The sequence below is a fragment of the Photobacterium sp. S4TG1 genome (assembly GCF_036040035.1).
In the GTDB taxonomy this organism is placed as follows: Bacteria; Pseudomonadota; Gammaproteobacteria; order Enterobacterales; family Vibrionaceae; genus Photobacterium.
The window spans coordinates 74,148-93,283 of sequence record NZ_JAYXUH010000013.1; the positions used below are offsets into that span (position 1 = coordinate 74,148).

Genomic DNA, 19,136 nt, shown 5'->3' on the forward strand with positions numbered 1-19,136 from the left:
ATGTAAAGTTAAGCAAAAATTAGCTTACTGATGAAAAATCCAGCAAGCACTCAATGATATTGATAAAAAAGGTTTACAGCGCTGAAATGTTTGTTATTATCCGCCCCGCACTTGTGGTGGGGTTCCCGAGTGGCCAAAGGGAGCAGATTGTAAATCTGCCGGCACTGCCTTCGAAGGTTCGAATCCTTCCCCCACCACCATTAATTTTGAAAAATTGTTTTATAACAGTTTTTCGATGGTTAAAGTGGCCTTTAATCATCATAGTAACGAATAACTATTGCGACTCACAATAGAGTAGCAAGCAACATCCCGTGGTGGGATTCCCGAGTGGCCAAAGGGAGCAGATTGTAAATCTGCCGGCACTGCCTTCGAAGGTTCGAATCCTTCTCCCACCACCATCATTTTGAAAAGTTGTTAATGATAATTTTTCGGTTATTAAAGTGGCTTTTAATAACAGAGTTACAATTAAATATAGCAATACCCCGTGGTGGGGTTCCCGAGTGGCCAAAGGGAGCAGATTGTAAATCTGCCGGCACTGCCTTCGAAGGTTCGAATCCTTCCCCCACCACCATCATTTTGAATGGTTGTTTTATAACAGCACTTCAGTGATTAAAGTTAAGCTTTAATCACCATAGTAACATCCCGTGGTGGGATTCCCGAGTGGCCAAAGGGAGCAGATTGTAAATCTGCCGGCACTGCCTTCGAAGGTTCGAATCCTTCTCCCACCACCATCATTTGAAAGGTTGTTTTATAACAGCATTTCAGTGGTTAAAGTTGGCCTTTAATCACCATTGCAACATCCCGTGGTGGGATTCCCGAGTGGCCAAAGGGAGCAGATTGTAAATCTGCCGGCACTGCCTTCGAAGGTTCGAATCCTTCTCCCACCACCATCATTTTGAAGAGTTGTTAATAATGACTTTTCGGTTATTAAAGTGGCCTTTAATAACCATTGCTTCAACAAATTATTGTAATACCCCGTGGTGGGGTTCCCGAGTGGCCAAAGGGAGCAGATTGTAAATCTGCCGGCACTGCCTTCGAAGGTTCGAATCCTTCCCCCACCACCATCATTCAGCCAGTTGCTTAGCAGCTGGCTTTTTCATATCAAAAAATAACACCATATAAACATCAACAAATCAGGCTAACTTATTTTATATGTGCAATACTGCATATGGTTATCTGACTTATATATGGATCGTTATGACAGAAACTCCACCCTATACGAATGCCGATTGGCAACATGCGAAGGTACTGATTATTGATGATCAACTTTCTTCAGCATTACTTATTCAAAATATTCTACACAGTATAAATCTGGCTGCGATTGATATAGCAACGAACAGTCTTAATGCGCTTCAACTTTGTAAAACCACCGCTTATGATTTAATCCTCATTGATTTTCATCTTGATCCTTACATCAGTGGCAGTGAACTTATTACTGTTATGAAAAAAAATAACTACATTAACTCATATTGCGGACTTATTTTTATTTCAGGCGATCGCACCCCCGAAGTGATTGTTACCTCCATCAGTCTAGATGCGGATAGTTTTCTCAGTAAACCATTAAATATAGGGCAATTAAAACAACGTATCATAACGGTTTATCAAGCATGCTTAGTGCGTAAACCTATTTATATCGCGATTGAAAACAATCAGATCTCAACTGCCATCACATTATGCCGTCACTTATTGCAACAGCATGGTCATAATCTTGAAATCGAAATTCTATTACTTGATTTATTAATTAGTCAGCAAGACTGGTTATTAGCTCAGCAACTATTAACTTTATTTAGTGAGCGTAGCCAACATCATAAATTAGGATTACGACAAGCCCAATTGAGGCACAAACAAGGAGATAACCTGGCTGCTATTCAGCTATTACAGACACTGATAAGACAAGTACCTTTATTTGTTGAAGCGTATGATGAATTAGCGCTCTTATTACACCAACAACAGCAATCAGACGAGGCAAAAAACATTGCCTACCAAGCCTTAATGCTCACACCGAGTATCAGCCAACGTTCATTAATGGCCGCCCAATTAGCGGTGTCGACCAATGACGCCCCTTTGTTTTTTAAAATAGGTAAAATATTCGTCACTCACTTACCCGTTATTGATGATGATTGGATCACTTATTTTGCACAATTTAGCGCTTTGTTTGAACAACTTTACAACCAACAATTATCACCCCAATCACAACGGAAATTACTTCAACAATTAAAAAGAACACATTGGCAGGCGCAACAACGCTTAGCCCTAAAACAAAAAAAGCATCTCACCGCATTTTGCCATATTACTTTAGCAAGATTTGCGGCGATCAATACGCAGCTATTAAAAGCAAAACGCCGTTTATTACATGGTCTAAAAATATATTTTGGGCAAATGTCGCAAGCACCAGCAGCCGTTATGGTTGATGCGTTACCTTTATTAGTGTATTTCGGAGAGGCTCAATTAATTAAAGAAATATATCAAGCAGTAATAACGCGTAGTGTATTAGATGAGCATAGCCATCAGCGTCTTAATCAGCTTCAAGGTAATAAATTTATTGTTGAAAACGTGCGTCTATTAGTTGATCAACTTGCGACGGCAAAAGCTGCAATATCACCAGACCCTCAACGCGCTTACCGTATCTATCACACAATCTTACGTGATTATCCTTATAATACAGAAGCACATTTAGGGCGCATGAATAGCTTACTTGTACTGCAACAAATACATCATCCAGAAATTGATATCAGCTTACAACAACTTAAAAAGATGCCGCTCGCTTCACCATTACAGGAGTGGTTCATTCAATTACAGCAATTGTACCTTGATAAACACTGTGTGGTTTACCCTTAACTTTCACCGTCACCATCATTACTATCACTTGGTGCACCTTGTCTGTATTTATCATTTAGTTGATCTTGTTCGTTATGCTCTTGATCTTGATTCTCTACTTTCACTTCTGGTTCTGCACCAAACATACGCTTTATAAAATCAAACATCCTTTACTCCATAATTGTAGCGTCAAAACAACGCTGAGATTAATAAATAGCCATTATAGTCACTAGCAGACATAAGCCCGTTAACGAGTTGGCCACTAAAAACACCATCTATATTAACGACATGTCAGCGGATTATTTAAAAACAATAACTTGTCATAAATGATATATTTCCTTTTAGCATAGACCTGCATCTTCGTTATACCCAAATAAACTGACACAGTGATTATGATCATCGCTGATTGAAACGATCATATATCGAAGTGATAGCGCAATGTGCTAGTATCAGTAATCAATAATCATTCGCAGTTATGGATATTAAATATGAAAGTTATTTCTTTTAACATCAATGGGCTACGTGCTCGATTACATCAACTACAAGCTATTATCGATAAACACCAACCTGATGTTATCGGTTTACAAGAAATTAAAGTTCATGATGAAGCTTTTCCGTTAGCGGATGTCGAGGCGATGGGCTACAAAGTCTACTTTCATGGTCAAAAAGCCCATTACGGTGTTGCTATGTTGTGTAAGCAAGAGCCGATTAGTGTTCAAAAAGGATTTCCAAGCGATGATGATGAAGCGCAACGCCGCATGATCATGGCAACATTTAAACAAGAAAATGGCAGCAACATAACGGTAATGAACGGCTATTTCCCTCAAGGAGATAACGTTAAACATGAAACTAAATTTCCCGCAAAAGAGAAGTTTTACGCTGATCTGATGAACTACCTTAATACTGCACACACCAACGATGAACAACTTATCGTGATGGGTGATATCAATATTAGTCCTATCGATTTAGATATTGGTATTGGTCCAATCAACGCGAAACGTTGGTTAAAAACAGGCAAATGTTCATTCCAGCCGATTGAACGTCAATGGTTGCAGACATTATTAGATTGGGGTTTTATCGATACATTCTGTCAACTACACCCAACAACAGACGACCAATTTTCGTGGTTTGATTACCGCTCAAAAGGCTTTGTTGATAACAGAGGCTTACGTATTGATGTGATTCTAGCAACACCAACCTTAGCAAGTCGTTGTACCGAAGCCGGTATTGATTACGAATTACGTGGTATTGAAAAGCCATCTGATCATGCTCCGATCTGGTCAACTTTCAGTAATTAATGAAGCAATTCAGCGTCTATAATCACGACGACTAAAACAAACAACCGCCCCCAAAAGCTGCCTATCAATGATAGCGGCTTTTGTTGTTTTTGCATATATATTCACCACAACACTAGCATCATACCTTTACGGTATGGATTTAAACTATATTGATGAATATTATCCATCGATAAGATGAATATAAAAAAAGTTGAATCAATATTTTTTTAACGGCATAAATACGTTAAAAAAAAACATGTAAAATTATAACCTATTGATTTTAAAAGATGCTTTATTTTGTGATCATGGTTAGAAAATTATGAAATTAAATTACATTAAAATTTTTTTTAGTTTTCTCAAAAAAATTATACTGTTAAAATTCAATTGATTACATTATTTTGCAGTGTCACAATATGTCTAATTTTGTTATAAATTTTCACCGCAATGATCCAGATCAAATTTATGATTCACAACCTTTGCTATTATTCTCGTAGCCAAACTTAAACCATTAAAGAGCACCCCTGTGAAAATGGAAACTAATCCTTTTGACTCACTGATGCCACCAGCAATGGCACATAAAGCCGAAGAAGTCGGCGTTTATAAAGCGACAAAACACCCGTTGCAGTCATTCTTTTTAGCGATAACTGCTGGTGTTTTTATCTCAATTGCTTTTGTATTTTATACAACAGTCACTACTGGCGCTGGTGATATGCCTTGGGGCATGTCTAAGTTTGTCGGTGGTTTAGCATTTAGTTTAGGTTTAATCCTGGTAGTTATATGCGGTGGCGAGTTATTTACCTCTTCTGTATTAACCACTGTTGCTCGTGCAAGCGGTCGCATTACTACTGGTCAGTTAATGAAAAACTGGGGCATTGTTTACCTCGGTAACTTTGTTGGTGCAATTTTCTTTGTTGCCTGTATCTGGATTGCAGAACAACACCTTGGCGCAAATGGCCAATGGGGTATTAATGCAATGAAGATCGCTCAACATAAACTTCATCATGATTTTGGACAAGCTATTGTTTTGGGTATGTTATGTAACCTAATGGTTTGTCTTGCAACTTGGATGACTTTCTCATGCCGTAGTGCTACTGATAAAGTTATGGTAATGTTGCTACCCGTTGCAATGTTTGTTGCATGTGGTTTTGAGCACTGTATTGCAAATATGTTTATGATTCCTATGGGTATCGTAATTCATGCATTCGCAGGTCCTGAATTCTGGACTATGACAGGAATGGATCCTGCACAATTTGCAGATTTAACAGTTCATAATTTTGTTGTAAACAACCTAATCCCAGTGACCATTGGTAATATCATTGGTGGTGGTGTATTAGTTGGTCTAACATATTGGATTATTCATCGTCGTCCAGAACTTAACGGCAGTAGCCACCACTAAGTTTTGACGCGGTAACACTTATTTTTTTCTACTGAATAGTATAGGTAGGTATACAATGGCAGAGCAATTTGCTGCATGGGAAGGCTTCACAGCTGGTGATTGGCAGAACGAAGTAAACGTTCGTGACTTTATCCAAAAGAACTACACTCCTTTCGAGGGTGACGGCTCTTTCCTAGAAACAGAAGCGACTCCAGCTACAGCTAAACTTTGGGAAGCTGTAATGGTAGGCATCAAACAGGAAAACGCGACTCACGCTCCTGTTGATTTCGATACTGACGTTGTTTCTACTATCACTGCACACGACGCTGGTTACATCGACCAAGAACTTGAGACTATCGTAGGTCTTCAAACTGACGCGCCTCTTAAGCGTGGTTTGATCCCTAACGGTGGTATCCGCATGATCGAAAACTCATGCAAAGTATACGGTCGTGAACTAGATCCTACTATCAAGAAGGTTTACTCAGAGCTTCGTAAAACACACAACCAAGGTGTTTTCGATATCTACACTCCTTCTATCATCAAGTGTCGTAAGTCTGGTGTTCTAACTGGTCTTCCTGATGCATACGGCCGTGGTCGTATCATTGGTGACTACCGTCGTATCGCACTTTACGGTATCGACAAGCTAATGGCTGACAAGCTAGCTCAATTCAAATCTCTAGAAGAAATGTTTGAGAATGGCGAAGATCTTCAAATGACTATGCAACGTCGTGAAGAGATCTGTGAACAGCACCGTGCTCTTGGTCAAATCAAGACTATGGCTGCTAAATACGGTTGTGATATCTCTCTTCCTGCTACTACTGCACAAGAAGCTATCCAGTGGACTTACTTCGGCTACCTAGCTGCTGTTAAATCACAAAACGGTGCTGCAATGTCTCTAGGTCGTACTTCGACTTTCCTAGACATCTTCATCGAGCGTGATATCGCCGATGGTAAGATCACTGAAGCACAAGCTCAAGAAATGATCGACCACTTCGTAATGAAGCTACGTATGGTTCGTTTCCTACGTACTCCTGAATACGATGAGTTGTTCTCTGGTGACCCAATCTGGGCAACAGAATCAATGGGTGGTATGGGTCTTGACGGTCGTACACTAGTTACACGTTCAAACTTCCGTTTCCTAAACAGCCTATACACAATGGGTCCTTCTCCAGAGCCAAACATCACTGTTCTTTGGTCTGAGCAACTACCTGTTGGCTTCAAGAAGTTCTGTGCGAAGGTATCTATCGATACTTCTTCTATCCAGTACGAAAACGATGACCTAATGCGTCCAGACATGAACTCTGACGATTACGCAATCGCTTGTTGTGTATCTCCAATGGTTGTTGGTAAGCAAATGCAGTTCTTCGGTGCTCGTGCTAACCTTGCTAAGACTATGCTTTACGCAATCAACGGCGGTGTGGATGAGAAGCTTAAGATCCAAGTAGGTCCTAAGACTGATAAAGTAACTGCTGAAGTTCTTGACTACACAGATACTATGGATCGTCTAGATCACTTCATGGATTGGTTAGCAACGACTTACGTTTCTGCGCTAAACGCTATTCACTGGAGCCACGACAAGTACAGCTACGAAGCATCGCTAATGGCTCTACACGATCGTGACATCAAGCGTACAATGGCTTGTGGTATCGCTGGTCTTTCTGTTGCTGCTGACTCACTATCAGCTATCAAATACGCAACTGTTAAGCCTATCCGTGACGAAGATGGCATCGCTATCGATTTCGAAATCGAAGGTGACTATCCTAAGTTCGGTAACAATGACGCACGCGTTGATGACATCGCATGTGACCTTGTTGAGCGCTTCATGAACAAGATCCGTACTCACAAGATGTACCGTGATGCGATCCCTACTCAGTCTATCCTAACTATCACATCTAACGTTGTGTACGGTAAGAAGACGGGTAACACTCCAGACGGTCGTCGTGCAGGTGCTCCTTTCGCACCAGGTGCTAACCCAATGCACGGTCGTGACGAAAAAGGCGCTGTAGCTTCACTTACTTCTGTAGGTAAACTACCGTTTGCACACGCTAAAGATGGTATTTCATACACATTCTCTATCGTTCCAAACGCACTAGGTAAAGATCTTGATACTCAAGAAACTAACCTAGCTGGCCTAATGGATGGTTACTTCCACCATGAGTCAGGCATCGAAGGTGGTCAACACCTAAACGTTAACGTTCTTAACCGCGAAACTCTAGAAGACGCAGTTAAGCACCCAGAGAACTACCCACAGTTAACTATCCGTGTATCGGGTTATGCTGTGCGTTTTAACTCTCTAACTGCTGAACAGCAGGCTGACGTTATCGCTCGTACTTTCACAGCGTCTCTATAATATAGAGTCTTCTGTATAGGAAGTTCGCTTCCTAATAAAAACCGGCTTATATAGCCGGTTTTTTTATACTCAAAATTTGAAAATAAAAACACGCTTCGTTACATTTCTTCAATTGTCCCCATCACCTTTTATCGATATCCTGCGCCCCCATTTACAAGCATTAATTTACCTGTGCGTTAAGGACATGACTTTCTGATGCGAAGATCTCAATCGGTATTGATTGTCGACGACAGTAGTATTATCCAACAAACAACCAAACTTATTTTAGTTAATGGGCAATTCCAAAGCACTAATATCTATTGTGCATCAAACGCCTCTGAAGCCATTAAATATTGTCAGCAACAGGCCTTTGATATTCTCTTTCTTGATTTTAATCTTGGCTTTGGTAGTACCGGGCTACAATTGCTTGAGCGGCTATATCACAATAAATTATTACAACATTCACCGCTGATTTTTATTCTGACGGCAGACGACTCACCCGCTGTTCTTATGGGATTTTCTGAATACCAACCCGATGACTATTTGGTTAAGCCTTTACGCTTAAATACCTTAAAGCAACGTTTAGAATATGTTTTTGAACAACGTGTAATCAATGATCGTGCTTTTGAGTGTTACCAACATTTAGGTATCGATGGCGTTGAAGAAATGTGTGTTAAATCAAATGCAACTGTCAGCAGCTATTGCACGACTATTACCGCCGTTGCTAAACGCTTATTTAATCAAAAACAACCACATCTTGAAGCGGATATCGAATCACTACTAACCCTGATTCAGCATCATTACTACAGCCTACCAGCACAACTTTTACTGGCTCAACTGTGGCTAAAGCAACAAAATTTTAAGTCACTTAATCCCTTATTAAACCAATTAAGAAACTTATATCCTGATCATTTAATGCTACTTGAGTACAGTGCATGTTCGGCATTATTACAGCAAAAAATCACCCAAGGTTATGATTTTTGGTTAAAGGCACATAATGTCAGTAAAAATAACTTACATCGATTATTTGGTCTATTATGGATTGAATGCCATTTCCATAACCACAGCACCATGCAACAGCACTTACGTGAGGCCATCTCATATTTACGCCATTCAGTATGGGATAAACCTTGCTATCACGCGTTTATTATTTGGCTGCAACTACAACATAGTGATAAAAAGAATTTACCTATAGAACGGCTTTGGCGCACGATTAGTCAGCAAAAAACCATTACTAAGCATGAACGTGCGTTTATTTACTTATTACAAGCATGGCAATATTTAGATAACGACAGCAATCTTAATGCGTATAAAAGCTATATTGCTGCGATAGAAACTATTCAACAAACAGCGCCGGAACAGCATAGTTTTGAATTTGATGCGATTGCCCTTTGTGTCAGTAAACGCTTAGCGATGACTCGTCACCAGGTAGATTGTTATCAACGCTTACAGCACAATCTTAATCAACATCAAAACGAGCCACATTCAATTATAAAACAGATGTGGTTAGAGACCATGCAACCAACCTCTAGTCACCAAACAGACGAACAATATCGTTATGCACTTAGACTGGTAAAGCAAAAACATTATATTGAAGCAGGACAATCAATGTTGCTGCTTTGGCCTCAATATCGTTTTGATGATGTATTGGCGCGATGTCTTATTGAGTTATCTTCGCGGGGTTATATAGACAATGCTCCCCAGCATCAACAATGGATTAGAGAAGCGAGATGGACCTTTGAATCACAGGAATTTAAACCTGATTGGTATTTAAGATTAAAAACCCAATTTCGTTTCCTTCAACAACCATTATCATGATCTTTTGATTTATTATGCTTAGGTAGCTCTATATGCGACACGTTCTACTACTGCTGACACTAATCTCCTCACTTGCTATACATTCTACTTTTGCTAATGAAGCACCAAATAAGCATGTCACTAAGCCAACGTTAACTGTTGGTTATACGTCATTTAATTGGGCACCACTAGCGTTTGAAAATAATGAGAAGATTATTGGTTTATTGCCAGCACTCATGGACGCCATTGCCGAAAAAGCAGGATATCAAGTAACAAATGTCCCGTTTTCTAATTTTAATAAAATGGTTTCGGCATTTAAAAGAAATGAAATAGATCTATTAATTGGTGTTTCAGCAACATTTGATCGCCAAAAATACATGATATTTAGTGATCCTATTTTAAGTACCTCATTTGCAATGCTTAGCCGCTCATCACAACATACAAAAATAACGGACTTAAATAATGTCATTATTAGTGTAGAAAATGGCTTTGCTATCGAAGAAAAAATAATCGACTTACAGGTTAAAGGCCAAATTCTTCCAATGCCATCAAGTACGGTAGCACTTAGTGCTGTTAATCGTGGATTAGCTGATGTTTATATCGGTAATGGCTTGAGTTTACAAAACTTGCATACTTTTGGGAATTTACAGCAATCTCTCTATTTTTCACCGTTAACAGAATTACCTTTTGAGCGTTTATATATCACTGCAACAAAAAACAATCAGAATATTATAAATAAAATTAATAAAGCTTATGCTCAGCTACCACAGTCTTTACTTACTGATATATATGATAATTGGTTAACTAATACGCAAAAAAAAATGTTAAGTAATCCACATACTCTTCATTTAACAACAGCAGAAGATCTCTATTTACAGAAAAATAAACATATTCGAGTGGGTTATCAATTTCCACAAACGATATCATTAAAAGAAAATGATATCGTTTTAAAACAATTAAAATACACCTTAGAACATATAAAAAACAAACTTGGTACTTCTACCACTATTGTTCCTATTCTTAATTACCAAGATGCTCAACAAAAATTAGCGAATAATGAAATTGATATTATTGCAGCCATAGCAATCACCAATGCTCGTAATAAAGATCTGACCTTTACAGCACCTTATGGCAGCGATAAATGGATAATGGTTGATCGTATTAACCATAAAAATTTAATTGGTATAAATAATAAAGATGTTATTGGCGTACTAACTTCTGGATTCGGTATTAATCTTGTCAAAGAATATTATCCAACCAACAAAGTCCATAAATTTAAAAGTAAGCTGGATATTTTAAATGCATTGGCCAATGGTGATATTAATTATGCTGTTATCTCACTTTCTACAGCCCATGTATTATTACAAAAAAACTTTTTAGGTCAGTTTAAGATTGTTTCAAGCCCTATCGATGACTACAACCGAAAAATCGCATTTGCGGTTAGAAAAGATAATTTAGTTTTAAGGGATATTTTTAATAAAGTCATGGACTCGTTACCACCAGGCACATTAACGGATATTCAAAAAAAATTACACACTGTTACTCTCAAAAGTGATGGCAATTACAATCGACTAGTTATCTTCGTCATAATAATGGGCTCAGTAATTAGCTGTATTATTGGCGCTATTACAATATGGAATCGTCGTTTAAGTAAAGAAATTAAATACCGTAAAGCGGCGGAAGACAAGTTAACCTATTTAACCAATAATTTTGATGGCGTGTTAATTCAACATCACCAAAAAAGTGATGATCCAATGGATATTGACATTCAATTCATGAGTAAGAAAATTATTGATTTTACAGGTATTTCAGCCAGCAAATTTTATTTTTTTCCGCATTTATTACGAGATCGTATCTCTATTCGGAATGACTACTCAAGCTTAATTGCAGAAATGCGTAATGCTGTAAAACAAGGCTACTGGCGTACTGAATTACAAATTAATGAATTTAGCACTCCTTGTTGGATCGAACTACGCTGTCAAATTACGCCAGCAACAATCGGCTGGCAGTGGAATAGTATTCTGATTGATATTACTCAACTCAAACAGCAACAATTAGCCCTGACGATAGCGAAACAAAAGTCACAAGCCGCTACAACCGCTAAATCACGCTTCTTAGCGATGATGAGCCATGAGATCCGTACGCCAATCAGCGGTATTATTTGTTTGTTAGATTTAATGAAACCTTATTCTCAACAGCCAGAGATCTACCAAATCCATAAAAACCTTACACTTTCAGGTGAAAACTTACTCAATATAGTCAATGACGTATTAGATTTTTCTAAGCTGGAATCAAAAAAATTAGAGATCAATCCACAACAAAAAATAATGTATAAAATAGCCACCATGTTAGTGCAGCCTCACGCTATTCATGCTGCACAAAAAGGGCTAGATTTTAAGTTATGGCTCGATCCTAAGATTGCTAAGAGCTTATGCTTTGATAGTTTGCGTCTTAAACAAGTACTGAATAACTTACTCAATAACGCAATTAAATTTACATCTCAGGGAGCCATTCACCTTGATATTAATTTATTGTCGCAACAAAATAATCAACAAACGATAAGCTTTAAAATTACAGATACCGGCATTGGTATTGCCGCGAAAAATATCAATAAACTGTTTCAACCGTTTGAACAAATAGAACAAAATACTGATCGTCGTTATGATGGCACAGGATTAGGGCTGTCGATTTGTCATCAGTTGATCCAATTAATGAATGGAACAATTTCAGTATCAAGCCAATTAAATAAAGGCACCAGCTTTACGATCACACTTACATTTGATATTTGCCAACCCGCTGAAGTTAAATCATTGAACAAGCACTGTGGCTTACTATCAATAGTCAATGATCCGATTTTAACTCGTTACTTAACCGCTTGGCACTGTTCGATATCGTTGCTCAATGTTACAACCAAAGAACAACTCGCCGTTGCAATATCAACCCAATGTATTGATACTATTTTTGTCCCTCAGTCATGGGCCAATCAACATAATATTGATCTTAATTGGATAGCAATTAACTTGCCATCAGTGAATTGGATCACCATCACCTCTACCGATGTCATGCTCACATCCAATATTAATGCCCGTAATATTTCCCTTAGTCCACTTTTGTCTCAACAACTTTATCGCGCATTAACGAAGCCCTTTCAGCCTTATAATAATGACTGTCAATCTCATTATCATGCTCCAATAACACTAACTCGTGAACAGGCTATCGCAGAAAATCGTTATATATTAGTGGCTGAAGATCACCCAATCAATCAGCAGATACTCAAGCAACAATTAGAGCAACTTAACTATGCGGTGGATATTGTTGATAATGGAAAACAAGCTTTAGCTGCATTAGCACATACGCACTACAATATTCTCCTGACTGATTGTCATATGCCTGAGATGGATGGTTATGAGTTAGCCCAAATAATTCGTAAACATGAGCAACAAACAGACGCGGCCACATTGCCAATTATCGCGATTACAGCAAATGCACTCACCAATACTCGTCGTTTTCAGGGCATGGGCTTTAGTGATTATTTAATTAAGCCGTTAAAACAACAACAGCTAAAAGGCATATTATCAAAATGGATCATGCCATTAAATGTAGACCAGAGCGTCAAAAAAATGCCACAATTAGCCGTCGAGTCCATCACACCATTAATAACACCAAACGAATTTGTTAATGTTATTGATATTAATGAATTATTACCAATATTTGGTGACAATGACCTATGTCACATGTTGCTACAACAGTATTTAGAATCTTGTTTTGACGATTTGTCTCAACTTAAAAAAGTAATAGCACAACAAAATAATGATAGTATCTTTATGGTCAGTCATCGTATGAAAGGCGCAGCTCGTATGATGGCTTTTCATCAATTGGCACACATCACCCAAGAGCTTGAGTTGCACTCGCAACAAGCTCAAATAGACTCGACAGCTTTACAACAGGACTACTTGCACATTGAGCAATTAATCAAACAATTATCATGCCAAATTAACGGTAAATAGGATCGAAGAATGAACATATTATTGATTGAAGATCATGACTTTCAACGTCAAGTTCTTGCAACCCAATTAGCTCATCTTATCGATCCAAATCAAGACCATATATACTGTGCAGCCGATGGTATCGATGCATTGCAGGCTGTGGCACTTTATCAGCCACAATTATTATTCTGTGACCTTAATATGCCACAGATGGATGGTATTAGTTTTCTCGGCCACCTTGCTGAACAGCAATTTACTGGTGCAATTATTATCACCAGCGCATTAAATGCAGATGTGCTTCTCAGTGTCAGTAAGATGTGTAAAAACTACGGCCTTAATTTATTAGGCACATTAGCTAAACCAACACATCTTGAACAACTAAAACAGTTACTAGTGCTAGCGACCAATCAGCAGCCACTGTGTAATAGTCCAATACCATCAAAGCTCACGCTAACAGAACAAGATATTATTGATGCTTTTAATACTAACTATTTAACCCCTTATTACCAACCGATTGTTAATTTAATAACAGGTGAATGGGTGGCGAGTGAAGCCTTAATTCGGTTTATTCACCCAGCATATGGGATTGTGCCAGCAAGTGATTTCATTCAGCATTTAACCCAAATAGGAAAAGACAGCAGCCTAGCATTATTAATTATAAATCATATAATTAGTCACCAAAGTGTTTTTGAAGGCCGAAGGGTTGCCGTTAATATCTCTGCCAAAACTCTAGTCGAGCGAAGCTTTATTAATCATGTATTAGCATTACATCATCAATATCCACAATTACATCACTGGCTTTATTTTGAATTAACGGAATCAGATTTATTTGAGTCGGCAGGTAAAGCACTAGAAGCTGCCGCTCGATTAGGCATGCATGGGTTTAATCTTTCTATTGATGATTTTGGTACGGGCTACTCGTCGCTAAAACAACTCGATATATTGCCATTTAAGTCATTAAAATTAGATATTAGCTTTGTGCAGGCGATGCCAACAAATTACACAGCTAAAGTGATCATTGAAACCTGTTTATTATTAGCACAACGACTTAATTTGACGGCGATAGCAGAAGGTGTCGAAGATATTACATTGTGGTTAAAGCTCCAAAAAATGGATTGTGAGCTTGCCCAAGGTTATTTTATTTCACCGCCATTACCTTTTAGTCAAATTCCAATTTGGCATACTCAATGGCAACAACGAAGCCAACAATTACTCAATAATTCAGTCTCAAAAGAGATAACCGCTAAAACAGAACAGATATGAATATCTTCTTCTTTTTACACCTTAATGGTAAGTAGAGATCCTGAGTTTTCGCTATATTCAAACCTTGTTTTGTAATAAAATAACACATAAATAAAACGCAGTATGCGGAGAATTAGAACAATGTCAGTAACAGGTCGTATTCACTCTTTCGAATCTTGCGGAACCGTCGATGGCCCAGGAATTCGGTTTATTGTATTCCTGCAAGGTTGCTTAATGCGTTGCCAATACTGTCACAACCGTGACACATGGGACACTCATGACGGTCGTGAAGCTACTATTGAAGAATTAATGCATGAAGCAAGATCATACCGTCACTTCATGAATGCTTCTGGTGGTGGTGTTACCGCCTCTGGTGGTGAAGCAATGCTACAACCAGAATTTGTCCGCGATTTCTTCCGCGCTGCACAAGCCGATGGTATTCATACTTGTCTTGATACTAACGGCTACATTCGTAAACATACTGATGTGGTTGATGAAGTGTTAGATGCAACAGATCTTGTTATGCTTGATCTTAAGCAAATGGATGATAGCGTTCACCAGAACTTGGTTGGTGTTTCAAATAAACGCGTGCTTGATTTTGCACGTTACCTACACCAACGTGGTCAAAAAACATGGATCCGTTATGTTATTGTACCTGGCTACACTGATGATGAACAATCTGCACACCAATTAGGTGAGTTCATTAAAGACATGGATAACATCGAAAAAATTGAGCTGCTGCCCTACCACCAGCTTGGTGAACACAAATGGGAAGCGCTGGGCTTTGAATACCCACTAGCTGGTGTTAAGCCACCGAAAAAAGAAACCATGGAAAACATCAAGAATATTCTTGCGAGCTATGGCAAAAAGGTTATGTATTAAGTCGTTATAACGGCATTATTAATACAAAAAAAGAGCGGCTTATCTTTATTCTCAAGGGAGTTAGATAAGTCGCTCTTTTCTATTTAAACTGAAAAGATAAAATAGTATTTATCGTGACAACGGTAAAATTGTGACAAGAAAAGAGATTAACAACACCATAATTAACAATGAGATTGGTACTGTATACTTCCACTTAGTTACAGGTTCTTGCATCATAACTTCCTTTACTAAATTTACACCCTACTTGATCAGGGTCATTTTTTTATATGCTGCCTACTTTAAATGGAGAGCAAAAAACAACCAACAACTAATAATGGAATAATACATTCCATTTTCATTAAAAACTAAAAACATCATCTCTTTATCTTCCACTAAATAGTAATAGTCCCTATAAAAAAACCATAAAATGATATTTATCCATGATAAAATTATGGTATAAACCAAAAGCAAACGTTTGCGTTAATGCAAAAAGACAGATTTGCAGTTAAAAAAGCGTTAAATATCAGCCTTAGTATTACTCTATCTGCCTATGAGGAAATAAGCTCTCATGAAAAGCGACATCGAAATTTGCCGTGAAACACGACTCACTCCCATTGATCGCATCGCCTTCAATGCCGGTATTGAAGCACAAGATCTTACGCCTCAAGGCAGTTTAAAAGCGAAAGTAAAACCCGCCATTTTAAAACGATTAAATAACAAGCCTGAAGGTAAGCTTATTCTGGTAACAGCCATTACTCCAACGCCACTTGGCGAAGGCAAGACAGTAACAACCATTGGTTTAGCGCAAGGGTTGGCTAAAATTAAACGCTCTGTATTTGCTTGTATTCGCCAACCATCAATGGGGCCAGTATTTGGAATTAAAGGCGGCGCTGCAGGAGGCGGTTATAGCCAAGTGGCGCCAATGGAAAAGCTCAACCTACACTTAACGGGGGATATTCATGCAGTGACGGCAGCACACAATCTAGCAGCTGCTGCATTAGACGCCCGTCTGTACCATGAATCACGTTTAGGTTATGACGGTTTTAGTGCTCATACTGGCTTACCTGCACTACGCATTGATATTAATAATATTAGCTGGAAGCGAGTAATGGATCACAATGATCGTGCGTTACGTATGATTACAGTTGGTCAAAATGAACCAGGAAAAACCATTAATGGCCTTGAACGCCAGGATGGATTTGATATCTCTGCCGCTTCTGAATTAATGGCAATTTTAGCCCTTGCCACAGATTTAGCCGATATGCGTCAACGTATCGGAAAAATCGTGGTTGCTTATAACCTTGACGGCGAGCCAGTTACAACAGAAGATCTACAAGTTGCAGGCGCAATGGCTGTCACTATGTGTGAAGCGATTGAGCCGACATTAATGCAAACTTTAGAAGGTGTTCCAACGCTTATTCATGCTGGACCTTTTGCCAATATTGCTCACGGTAACTCATCAATCATCGCCGATAAAATCGCACTTAAATTAAGTGAGTTTACGGTGACTGAAGGTGGCTTTGGCTCTGATATGGGCTTTGAAAAAGCTTGCAACATTAAAGCACAACAAGCACAAAGAGGACCTGATTGTGCCGTTGTGGTAGCAACCTTACGTGGACTAAAAGCAAACTCAGGGATGTATGATTTACAACCAGGGCAGGCATTACCAGATGCTATCTTTGAACCTGACAGTGCTGCTTTATTAGCCGGGTTTGAAAATTTACGTTGGCATATTAATAACGCAGCTAAATACGGTGTTCCCGTTGTTGTGGCCATTAACCGTTTTCCACAAGATACCGATCAAGAACTTGAGCAATTAAAACAATTAATTTTAACCACAACCTTTAATGTGCATGTTGATGTCGCCCTAAGTGAAGCATTTGCCAAAGGTGGTAATGGTGCAATTGAGCTTGCTCATGCCGTGGTCAAGGCTTGTGAAACACCCGCAAATTTCACGCCTTTGTATAGTTTAAATCAAACCATTGAAGAGAAATTAATGGCGGTTGCTGAAGTTGGCTATGGCGCGAAAGCACTTGAACTGTCACCTTTAGCCACACAACAATTAGCTCAACTAAAAGCGCAAGGGTTTAATGACTTAGCTATATGTATGGCAAAAACACCCTTATCTATTACTACAGACCCTCATATTAAAGGAGCTCCAAGCGGCTTTATTGTCCCTGTAAGAGAGCTAAAACTATGTGCTGGTGCTGGGTTTATTTATGCTTTGTGTGGCAATGTGATGACTATGCCTGGTTTGCCAGAGAAACCCGCATTTATGAATCTTGATCTTGATGCTGATGGCAATATCATTGGCCTAAGCTAAAGCCGCATTATTAGATATACAGGTATCGGTAATTGTTATGATTACCGATGCCAATTTTTCCCGTATCAACCGCCGCATCATACACCTATATTAGCCTCACTATTTTTGTTATCGTTTCATATTACAATGATACAGGCCCACCCAATAAGCCTACAAAAATAGTGGTTTTTAATTAAAATCAAATAGATATGTTTTTTATCAACATATCAAATGGATAACATTCATTAACAAAAAAAAATCCTATTCGTGGTGTCAGATCATTTTATTTTACACTCAACCTGCTAATCTCACGCTCATAACAAATATTCCTTGTACTCACTACAGCACTAAAATCATCGTTGAGTGAGAACAATCTATAAAAAATTTGAGGCTTACTACAATGGAAATGACTAACGCTCAACGTCTTATTCTATCAAATCAATATTACATCATGGCAAAACTGGCGCCTGAAAATGCTGATAAATATCATCGTTTACAAATGATCATTGAACGTGGTTATTGCTTACAGATGCGTGAACTTAACAAAGACTTTGGCGAAGTGTCTGAAGATGAATGTAAACAAGTTCTTGAAATCATGGAAATGTACCATGCTTTACAAGAATCATTTAATTTAGAAGATTGCCGTTGTGATGGCGCTAAAGACATTGACCAGCGTCGACTACAATTCCTCGGCTTTGACATTATAACAGAGGCTAAATTAGTAAATTACGTTCGTTTTCTTACTAATGATGAAGGTTTATACCCACAGTTTCCTAAAAATGAACATCAATTCAATAGCCATGTACCAATGCTAGATAAATACCTACGCATGCTGACTATTTGGCGCGCATGTCCACGTCATTACCACTTATCTTGCAGTGAGATTCAACAAATCATTACTGCATAAGTTCAGTTATTGATCATAATAAAACCGAGTAAATAAGCTCGGTTTTGTTTTATTCTCATAGAGTGAAAATGACAAACAAACTTGAAACGTGATGTATTGTTTACAGTAACACCATTCTCTAACACTAATAACAGCCGTTGTTTTGTTATAAAAACTATTAGTGATCATTTCTATCGCTGACGTATAATTAGTCTGCTTCTTCGCTATTAATGAGTAACTTAGCAAGGTTACATTTATTAGTAA

11 protein-coding genes and 6 tRNA genes are annotated in these 19,136 nt (G+C 38.4%); 16 read left to right on the plus strand and 1 reads right to left on the minus strand.

Annotated features, from left to right (window positions below):
• The first annotated feature begins 115 nt into the window (after nt 1-115).
• From VXS03_RS14670 to VXS03_RS14700, 7 genes are all read left to right on the plus strand, one after another.
• Nucleotides 116-200: transfer RNA gene (locus tag VXS03_RS14670), tRNA-Tyr, on the plus strand.
• 113 nt (nt 201-313) lie between these two features.
• A tRNA-Tyr gene (locus VXS03_RS14675) sits at nt 314-398 on the plus strand.
• An 88-nt stretch (nt 399-486) separates the two neighbouring features.
• Nucleotides 487-571: transfer RNA gene (locus tag VXS03_RS14680), tRNA-Tyr, on the plus strand.
• Between the two features lie 75 nt (nt 572-646).
• Nucleotides 647-731: transfer RNA gene (locus VXS03_RS14685), tRNA-Tyr, on the plus strand.
• 74 nt (nt 732-805) lie between these two features.
• Nucleotides 806-890, plus strand: a tRNA-Tyr gene (locus VXS03_RS14690).
• Between the two features lie 89 nt (nt 891-979).
• Nucleotides 980-1,064: transfer RNA gene (locus VXS03_RS14695), tRNA-Tyr, on the plus strand.
• Between the two features lie 133 nt (nt 1,065-1,197).
• Nucleotides 1,198-2,838: a response regulator gene (locus VXS03_RS14700; RefSeq protein ID WP_327764556.1), complete on the plus strand. Its 1,641-nt coding sequence runs from the start codon at nt 1,198-1,200 to the stop codon at nt 2,836-2,838.
• On the opposite strand, the gene VXS03_RS14705 is transcribed toward VXS03_RS14700, so the two are convergent.
• Complete coding sequence (locus tag VXS03_RS14705) at nt 2,835-2,984, minus strand: hypothetical protein (RefSeq protein ID WP_327764557.1); 150 nt, start codon at nt 2,982-2,984, stop codon at nt 2,835-2,837. The two genes, VXS03_RS14700 and VXS03_RS14705, sit on opposite strands and share 4 nt — an antisense overlap.
• A gap of 321 nt (nt 2,985-3,305) precedes the next feature.
• On the opposite strand from VXS03_RS14705, the gene xthA reads away from it, so the two are divergent.
• The 9 genes from xthA (at nt 3,306) to VXS03_RS14750 (ending at nt 18,893) form a co-directional block, all read left to right on the plus strand.
• On the plus strand, nt 3,306-4,115 hold the full coding sequence (gene xthA, locus VXS03_RS14710; RefSeq protein ID WP_327764558.1) for an exodeoxyribonuclease III: 810 nt from the start codon (nt 3,306-3,308) through the stop codon (nt 4,113-4,115).
• A 508-nt stretch (nt 4,116-4,623) separates the two neighbouring features.
• Entirely contained in the window at nt 4,624-5,490 is an 867-nt protein-coding gene (gene focA, locus VXS03_RS14715) for a formate transporter FocA (protein WP_327764606.1), read from the plus strand.
• 55 nt (nt 5,491-5,545) lie between these two features.
• Nucleotides 5,546-7,819, plus strand: a complete 2,274-nt coding sequence (gene pflB / locus VXS03_RS14720; RefSeq protein WP_327764559.1) for a formate C-acetyltransferase — start codon at nt 5,546-5,548, stop codon at nt 7,817-7,819.
• A 195-nt stretch (nt 7,820-8,014) separates the two neighbouring features.
• Nucleotides 8,015-9,616: a response regulator gene (locus tag VXS03_RS14725; RefSeq protein ID WP_327764560.1), complete on the plus strand. Its 1,602-nt coding sequence runs from the start codon at nt 8,015-8,017 to the stop codon at nt 9,614-9,616.
• Between the two features lie 32 nt (nt 9,617-9,648).
• Nucleotides 9,649-13,602, plus strand: a complete 3,954-nt coding sequence (locus VXS03_RS14730; protein ID WP_327764561.1) for a transporter substrate-binding domain-containing protein — start codon at nt 9,649-9,651, stop codon at nt 13,600-13,602.
• A 9-nt stretch (nt 13,603-13,611) separates the two neighbouring features.
• Nucleotides 13,612-14,844 (plus strand): EAL domain-containing response regulator, encoded by a 1,233-nt coding sequence (locus VXS03_RS14735; protein ID WP_327764562.1) that lies wholly within the window; start codon nt 13,612-13,614, stop codon nt 14,842-14,844.
• A 120-nt stretch (nt 14,845-14,964) separates the two neighbouring features.
• Complete coding sequence (gene pflA, locus VXS03_RS14740; protein WP_327764563.1) at nt 14,965-15,705, plus strand: pyruvate formate lyase 1-activating protein; 741 nt, start codon at nt 14,965-14,967, stop codon at nt 15,703-15,705.
• A 547-nt stretch (nt 15,706-16,252) separates the two neighbouring features.
• Entirely contained in the window at nt 16,253-18,007 is a 1,755-nt protein-coding gene (locus tag VXS03_RS14745; protein WP_327764564.1) for a formate--tetrahydrofolate ligase, read from the plus strand.
• A 379-nt stretch (nt 18,008-18,386) separates the two neighbouring features.
• Entirely contained in the window at nt 18,387-18,893 is a 507-nt protein-coding gene (locus tag VXS03_RS14750) for a YfbU family protein (protein WP_327764565.1), read from the plus strand.
• The last annotated feature ends 243 nt before the right edge of the window (nt 18,894-19,136 follow it).

Excerpts from the sequence above, each read along its gene's own strand:
- VXS03_RS14700 (WP_327764556.1), top strand. The coding sequence starts at position 1,198 with ATGACAGAAACTCCACCCTATACGAATGCCGATTGGCAACATGCGAAG.
- VXS03_RS14705 (WP_327764557.1), bottom strand. The coding sequence starts at position 2,984 with ATGTTTGATTTTATAAAGCGTATGTTTGGTGCAGAACCAGAAGTGAAA.
- xthA (WP_327764558.1), top strand. The coding sequence starts at position 3,306 with ATGAAAGTTATTTCTTTTAACATCAATGGGCTACGTGCTCGATTACAT.
- focA (WP_327764606.1), top strand. The coding sequence starts at position 4,624 with ATGGAAACTAATCCTTTTGACTCACTGATGCCACCAGCAATGGCACAT.
- pflB (WP_327764559.1), top strand. The coding sequence starts at position 5,546 with ATGGCAGAGCAATTTGCTGCATGGGAAGGCTTCACAGCTGGTGATTGG.
- VXS03_RS14725 (WP_327764560.1), top strand. The coding sequence starts at position 8,015 with ATGCGAAGATCTCAATCGGTATTGATTGTCGACGACAGTAGTATTATC.
- VXS03_RS14730 (WP_327764561.1), top strand. The coding sequence starts at position 9,649 with ATGCGACACGTTCTACTACTGCTGACACTAATCTCCTCACTTGCTATA.
- VXS03_RS14735 (WP_327764562.1), top strand. The coding sequence starts at position 13,612 with ATGAACATATTATTGATTGAAGATCATGACTTTCAACGTCAAGTTCTT.
- pflA (WP_327764563.1), top strand. The coding sequence starts at position 14,965 with ATGTCAGTAACAGGTCGTATTCACTCTTTCGAATCTTGCGGAACCGTC.
- VXS03_RS14745 (WP_327764564.1), top strand. The coding sequence starts at position 16,253 with ATGAAAAGCGACATCGAAATTTGCCGTGAAACACGACTCACTCCCATT.
- VXS03_RS14750 (WP_327764565.1), top strand. The coding sequence starts at position 18,387 with ATGGAAATGACTAACGCTCAACGTCTTATTCTATCAAATCAATATTAC.